General features: G+C 66.0%; 4 protein-coding genes. 1 reads left to right on the top strand and 3 read right to left on the bottom strand.

Going from position 1 to position 6,709, the window contains the following annotated elements; translation table 11 throughout:
• Window positions 1-79 precede the first annotated feature (79 nt).
• Entirely contained in the window at window positions 80-1,852 is a 1,773-nt protein-coding gene (locus Q0H50_RS01925) for a helix-turn-helix transcriptional regulator (protein ID WP_294418767.1), read from the top strand.
• Window positions 1,853-2,089: 237 nt separating this feature from the next.
• On the opposite strand, the gene Q0H50_RS01920 is transcribed toward Q0H50_RS01925, so the two are convergent.
• The 3 genes from Q0H50_RS01920 to Q0H50_RS01910 all read right to left on the bottom strand — a co-directional run bounded on the left by Q0H50_RS01920 (window position 2,090) and on the right by Q0H50_RS01910 (window position 6,446).
• A complete protein-coding gene (locus Q0H50_RS01920; RefSeq protein WP_294418764.1) occupies window positions 2,090-3,805 on the bottom strand; it encodes an FAD-dependent oxidoreductase in 1,716 nt (571 codons plus the stop codon).
• A gap of 20 nt (window positions 3,806-3,825) precedes the next feature.
• Entirely contained in the window at window positions 3,826-4,524 is a 699-nt protein-coding gene (locus tag Q0H50_RS01915) for a cytochrome c3 family protein (RefSeq protein ID WP_294418762.1), read from the bottom strand.
• Window positions 4,525-4,913: 389 nt separating this feature from the next.
• Window positions 4,914-6,446, bottom strand: coding sequence for a LuxR C-terminal-related transcriptional regulator (locus Q0H50_RS01910; RefSeq protein WP_294418759.1), 1,533 nt, complete (start codon window positions 6,444-6,446; stop codon window positions 4,914-4,916).
• Between the last annotated feature and the right edge of the window lie 263 nt (window positions 6,447-6,709).

The raw sequence follows: 6,709 nt of genomic DNA, 5'->3' as shown, positions 1-6,709 counted from the left end.
GCTTGCGTCAATACCCGAAAGCGGGTGATTCCTTTCACCTGGTGTTTTACCGTATGATAGGCGAAACGAAGGGGGGATCATGATCGATGAGATGAAGGCGAATGCCCGCTGCCTGGGATGGGGGTTCCTGCTAGCTTGGGTGTTTTGCGCGTTTTACTCCGGGTCCATGGACGGGCTGTCGCTGGTGGTGGACGCGATGGGAGGCGGCACGGCCCGGCGTTTGGCTCTGAGCGTGTTGCCCGTCGGCTCCGCGGTGGTGTCGCTGGTCGTTATCGTCGCGGCGGAGCGCAGGCTCGGGCCGCCGACGAATTGCCGTGCGCTCGTCGTTGCCGCTCCCTTGGCGGTTGCCGTCACCACGCCGATGCTGTCGCTCCCGGCGTTCGGCGTCGTCACAACGCCGCTTCTGTTCGCCGTATCGGCGATCATCACGGGCGCGGGCAGTGCGCTGATGTGGGTGATGTGGGGTCAGCTGTATGCGCGCCTGCCGCAAGACGCCGTCGAATCGTGCGCGCCGGCGTCCGCGTTCGTGGCGGCGCTGCTGTCACTTGCCGCCATGGCGGCGCCGCACGCCGCGTCGATCGCGCTTGTTTCGGCATATCCGCTTGTCAGCGGCGTTTTGCTCTGGCGCGCTTGGCCTAAGGTCAGCGCCTCGGCCTCGGCAGACCACGCGTCCCTGCCGGCAGCCCCGCTTCCGTTGCGCGAAGCGTTCGGCTCCATGGGCCGCGGGGGCTTCGGCATCTTGGCCGCGTGCATGTTCGTGAGCATCGAGGGCTCGTTTTGGGCGTCGTCCTCGGCCGATGCGTCCCATGCTGTGGTCATCTTCGTGGCAAGCGCCCTGTTCATGGCGGTGGTCAGCGTGTCTGCGACCGCTGGGCCGCGCCGCGTGTCGCTGTCGTTCGCATATCGGTGGATGTGCCCGCTGATGGTCGCCGGATTCGCCGCAATCATCGTGCTTGGCGCGAAAACGGGGGCTTTTGCGGCGGCGGGCGTGGGCATCGCGTCTCGTTTCGCGTTTTGCGTTATCACGCAGATGTACTTCGCGTCCTACGCCGCCCGCGGAGCGGCCACCCCGGTGCAGTCGTACGCCGTGGGCTGGCTGTTCGTGCATGTGGGCGATTTGCTCGGCCTGTTGGTGTCGTTTCCCCTGCAGGGCGCGATAGGCGCTAGCGCCATCGAGCCTTCCGGGGCAGCGGCGGTGCTGATCGTCGCGCTGGTTGCTGCGGTCATGCTGGCGCTCAACGACGAAACCAGGTTTTTGTCCTGGGAAACGGCCCCGGTTTACGCGGGCACGGCTTGCGCGGCGTCGGCTTCGGCGGCGGGCTCCGGCGCGATTGCGGCCGCAGGCGTAGCAGCTGGCGAAACCGAGGCCGGACACTTAGTGCTACGTCCCCAAAATGTCAGGGATGCAGGCGGGGAAGGCGAAAGCGAAGGCGCATCGGCGCCTGGTGCGTCGGCTGGCGAAACCGCAGTTGGCGAAGGGACGGCTGCCGAAACCGAAACCGGACACTTAGTGCTACGTCCCCAAAGTGTCAGGGGTGCGGGCGCGAGTGCGTCGGCTGCTGTTGGCGTCGGTGGGGGCGAAGGCTCCGCATCCAATCCCTCCTCGCAAGGCCCGCAGCCTGTGGACTTCATCGGGCAGCGGGTGGCGCTTTTGGCTCGTGAGCATAAGTTGACGCCGCGCGAAACCGAGGTGTTCGGCCTTTTGGCGCACGGGCGTTCCATCCCGTATGTCCGCGACGCGCTCATCATCAGCCGCGACACGGCCGCTACGCATGCGAAGCATATCTACACGAAGCTCGACGTGCACTCGCGCCAAGAGCTCATCGACCTGGTCATGAGCGACGAACTGTAATCCAAATCGCGGCCCCGCAAACCTGCCTCAAAACGAAAAACGCGCGACACGCCGAAAGCCTGTCGCGCGCAAAGCCCCACTTCGCTGCTAGTTTTGCCCGAACGCAAAAACGCGCAGGGCAAAAGCCCGTTGCCGGCTCAGTCTGCGTCGGCGCACCCGAGCCCATCTCCCAACGCAAAAAGAGGCGCCCCGAAGGACGCCCCCGCAAGCGCTCCGCCCCGGCGCGCTCGTTCCCGCTTACTCCACGCCGCAGACGTGCTTGGCGGCGATGCGGGCGAATGTGGCCGTGCGGCCGGCGTTGATGCCCGTCAGGTTGCTTGGATAGTTGTGCGGGTAGAATCCGCCCTGGTCGTTGCCGCAAACGTACAAGCCCTCCACAACGCTGCCGTCCTCGCGCACGGGCTGGCTGTTCACGTTCGTGATGATGCCGTGCATGGTGGCCAGCATGGTACCGGCGATGCGCGCCGCGTAGAACGGCGGTTGCGACACCGACGACATGCGGTACATCGGCTTGCCGAAGTCCACGTCCTCGCCCTGCTCGTAGAGCTTGTTGTAACGCTCGACCGTTGCCAGGAACGTCTTCTTCTCCTCGTCGGAGAAGCCCATGACGTCGGCCAGCTCCTCAAGGGTGTCGGCCTTCTTCAGCACGCCGTTTTGCAGCGCCGGGCCGATCCAGAAGTTGTCCAGGTTGTCCTTGCCGACCGCCTCAAGGCTGTACACGTCGGCGTTGAACGCAGTCCCCGCCGGCGCCGGCACGATGCGCGAGCAGCCGCAGGTGTCGAAGCGCTCGGCGTCCTCGTAGTACTTGCCGTCGAACACCTCCCAGCTGTAATGGCCGGGCTGGTTGCACGCCATGGAATAGCTCATAGGGTAGCACTGGTCCTCGTTCATGAAGCGCTCGCCGCGCGTGTTCACGTGCAGGTAGGGCTGGCTTCCCATGATGAACAGCTCGCCGTTGTAGGGCTTGCCGAACGTGGTGTCGTCGGTCATGCCGCCGCGGTTCCAGATCATCGAGCCGCCGCCGGCCTCAAGCTGGCCGCCGGCCCACAGGGCCATCTTGATGCCCTGGCCCTTCTCGCACGTGGAGCTGCCGGTGACGCACCAGTCGGTCACGCCGGGCTGCAGCGCCTCGAGCATATCGTCGTTGGCGCCGTAGCCGCCGGTGCACAGGATGACGCCCTTCGCCACGTTGATCTTGATGTAGCTGCCGTCGGCCTTTGTGGCATATACGCCGGTTACGCGGCCGTCGCCGTCCTGGATCAGCTGCTCGGCGGGCGTGAGGAACTTGATCTCGCCGCCCAGGCCCTCGAAGACCTGCTGCAGCATGCGCAGATGCATGTAGGCGGTGTAGTTCGGGCCCTCGGGGTTGTATTCGCCCAGGCAGGGGTTGTAGCACATGGCGGGATAGTAGGCGTGCTCGTCGTCGGGCTTGTGCCACTCGAACGGGAACACCATGCCCAGCGGCGCCAGCGTCTCGGCCATCCACTCGATCATCTCGCCGGACTTCTCGGCCCAGGTGCGGTACAGTGGCGGGTTGATGTCGCCGGACTGCGTCTGGCTGGCGTAGTTGATGATCTTCGCCACGTCCTCGGTGTGCTCGCCGGCCAGCTTGGAGTTCAGCGCGCCGATGGCCTCGCGTGCGCATGCCAGGCCGTTGGAAGCCTCCAGCACGATGACCTTCGCGCCCGCCTGCGCCGCGGTGGTGGCGGCCACCATGCCGCCGTTGCCGGCACCGACCACGACCACGTCGGCGTCGAAGGTCTCGGCGACCTTCTGCGGGACGGCCGGCTTCTCGCACCAGTCGCCCTTCTCGGCGGCCTTCTGGCGCTCCAGGTCCTCCTTCGTGGCCACGGCGGGGGCGCCGCAGCCCGTCAGCGCGCCGGCGGCAGCCAGGGCGCCTGCTGCGCCGAAGCCGGTGAGGAAGCTTCGGCGGCTTAACGTCTTATTGCTCATATGGTTGCTCCTGTTTCGCGTTAGGCCTGGTTGGGAAGCAGTTTCGCTTCCTGTGCGGAGATCCAGCCCTCGGGGACCTGCATGTCGGCGTGGCACTGCGTGCAGGTGAGCACGCTGGCGCGGTGCGCCTTGTGGCAATCGGTGCAGGCCTGCTGGCCGTGCTGCCAGGAGTGCGGGTTGCGGATCCTGATGGCGGGGTTGTCGGTCTTGACCTCGGTCATGGCGGTCAGGTCCTCGCGCGTCATGTCATGGCAGTCCTTGTTCAGGCAGAACTGGTCGCCCTGGACGCCGCGCGCCTCGGTCAGCTGATCGGTGCTGCGCTCGGTCAGCACGCCGTCGGGGTTGCCGTCGGTGGCCACCAGGGTGTAGTTGCCTCCGATCCACTCCATGCCCTCGTTGATCTGCTCGCTCATGACGGGCTGATGGCAGGTCAGGCAGTCGGCGTCGCTGCTGTTGGTGCGATGCACGGCGGAAAGCATGCCGGACGCGTCGGCCACGGGGTTGCCCCACTTGTCGGTTGCGGGTTGCCCGGGCGTCGCCTCGTAGGTTTCCAGATAGCCGTCCATCGGCGTGTGGCAGATGGCGTTGCAGAAGCTGGGCTGCTCGTGCCAGACGAACGCCCCGATTGCGGCGACCACCACGACGACCGCGACCACGCCGCCCACGATGGCCCCGCGATGCGCGCGCCTCGGCGCAGGCGCATTCTCGTTCTCGCTCACATGTTCTCCTCTCCTTGAGTTCCTTCTCTCTTGCTACGTGCGAGCAGGGAAAAGGATAGGGAAAACCCCAGGGAGAAAGAATCGCATGGAGTAGGGTATATCAACGTTTCCGCAGGTGAGGAAGGTTGCGAAGGGAGTAGGGTAGACGGCCGCGGGATGCCCGGCGCGCGCCCGCGGGTTCGTCAGGCGAACGCTTCCTGCAAGCGCGCTCGGCCCGCGAGTCGCCGCGTCCGACAAGCCCACCGCGAACGGATCCCGGCCCGCGAGCCGCCGCGCCCGCCGCAGGGCGGCAGGCTGGCGCGCTCGGGCGTCCGACAAGGGGCCGGCGGCTCTGCGGAGCCGACCCGCCGCCAGCCCGCCGCCGACCCGCCGCTCCCCCTGTCGGCCGCTTAGGATGCGGTCGGCTTCTCCTTCGTGTTCTGCACAAGGTCGATGAGCTCTTGCTGCGAGTGGATGTCCAGCTTCGTGTAGATATGCTGACGGTGCGTGCTCACGGTGCTTTTCGACAGCAGCAGCTCGTCTTGGATGTAGGGCAGGTTGCGGCCCTTCGCCAGCAGCACCATCACCTGGCTCTCTCGGTCCGACAGGGCGTGCTCGGCGGCGATCCTTGCGCACTTTTCACGGAAACGCCGCTTGTGGCGTATGGGCAGCAGGTCCATGGCCCGCGCAAGATCGGTTTCGGAGAACGCGAAGCCGCTGGCAATGAGGATGGCCAGCACGCCGAACCCTATGATGGGCATGGCGGACTCCACGCTGATGCCCAGCTGGTGCAGCACGAACCGTCCGGCGACTACACCGGCTAGCGGGCCGAGCGCCCAGCCGGCGCGTACGAACGCGAACGTGCGGATGCGCTGCCCCGGGCAGCGATTGCAAACGCCCGCCAGGATCGTCCACATGAACATGCCGAAGCACGCGTACGATGCCGAGTTCAGCGCGTGCGCGATCAGGGCGGCGCGCTGTCCGTATACGACGGGAACCAACAGCAGCAGCACGCTGTTAACGAGCAGCAGGATAAGGAAATGGTAGATGTTGCGCGCCATGCGCTGCGTTTTCATGTTCGCAAGCGCAAGGGCTATGCCGACCACGATGACCGTGGCGACAAAGGCGCCGCCGCCTTCGACGGTCGCGTAACCGACGCCGCCGACGTCGCGAACGCCCATATGCACGTATAGCGTGCGCACCGCCTCGTTCGAGAACCCGATGAGCGCGGAGCACAAGGCAAGCTGCAGCGTCAAACGGTCGAGCTCCCGCCCGCTTAGCGCGGACTCGCGCTTGGGCATCCGCTCGGGCCCTTCCTTCTCCCGTTCCTTTCGCGCCTGCTCGGCGGCGCTTTCGATCGATTCCGCCTTCCCCTGGTCGGCCAGGACGTGCATGCCGAACGCCAGCAGCACGGCGGCGAACAGCGGCATCGAGGCGGCAAGCGAGCAGGCCGGAAGCGGGTCGAACAGCAGGAACAGCGCGAACAGCAGCGACGCGGCGATCGTGCCGGTTGCCGCCGCGATGATGCATGAGCCGGTGGAAAGCAGGCTGAACGAAACGCCGAACCGGATGAGGAACAGCCCCGATGCAACGCCCGAGATCGCGCCGACGGCGACCATCGCCGTGATGTCGGCGCCTGCGGGCAAGCGGGTGCATAGGGGCATGGCGAGCGTGCTGGCGGCGATCGCGGCGGGAAGCGCCCAGATGCTCGCCTTGCCCGTGATAAGCTTCTCGGTCTCCTGTGCAAGCGCGCCGGCGACCAGCAGCGTGAGCGCCACGGAGATGATGGAAACCAGGTACACGGCGTCAAGCGTCGACTCGGCCTGCGCCATGCCCGCGTACAGCCCCATGCTCTTGAACGCCATGGACACCCATGCGGTGCTGCATCCCAGCGCGGCGCCTACCATCAGCTCGCCGCTTGTCGGAGTATGTTCGTGCTGCATGATTCCCCTCTCTAGATCATGCGCTGCGGCGTTCGCGCTCCCTGCGCCCTAGCTGCATCGTCGCCCCCCAGCGATACGATCAGATGCCCTCCATTCTACCCGCACCGTTCCCGAAGGCGCGGAACGGCGTATCGCGCGGCAGCGCCTCGATGTCGATTAAATTATCCTAGATAGAAAATAACACTACATTTCCCCAGGTCAAAGGCTATCGTGCTCAGCGCCCGATGCGCCCTTGGGGCGAAATGGGCACTGCGCCCGATACC

This window comes from uncultured Senegalimassilia sp., from assembly GCF_934632265.1.
GTDB lineage: Bacteria > Actinomycetota > Coriobacteriia > Coriobacteriales > Eggerthellaceae > Senegalimassilia.
This window is presented reverse-complemented; position numbering and strand designations above follow the sequence as displayed.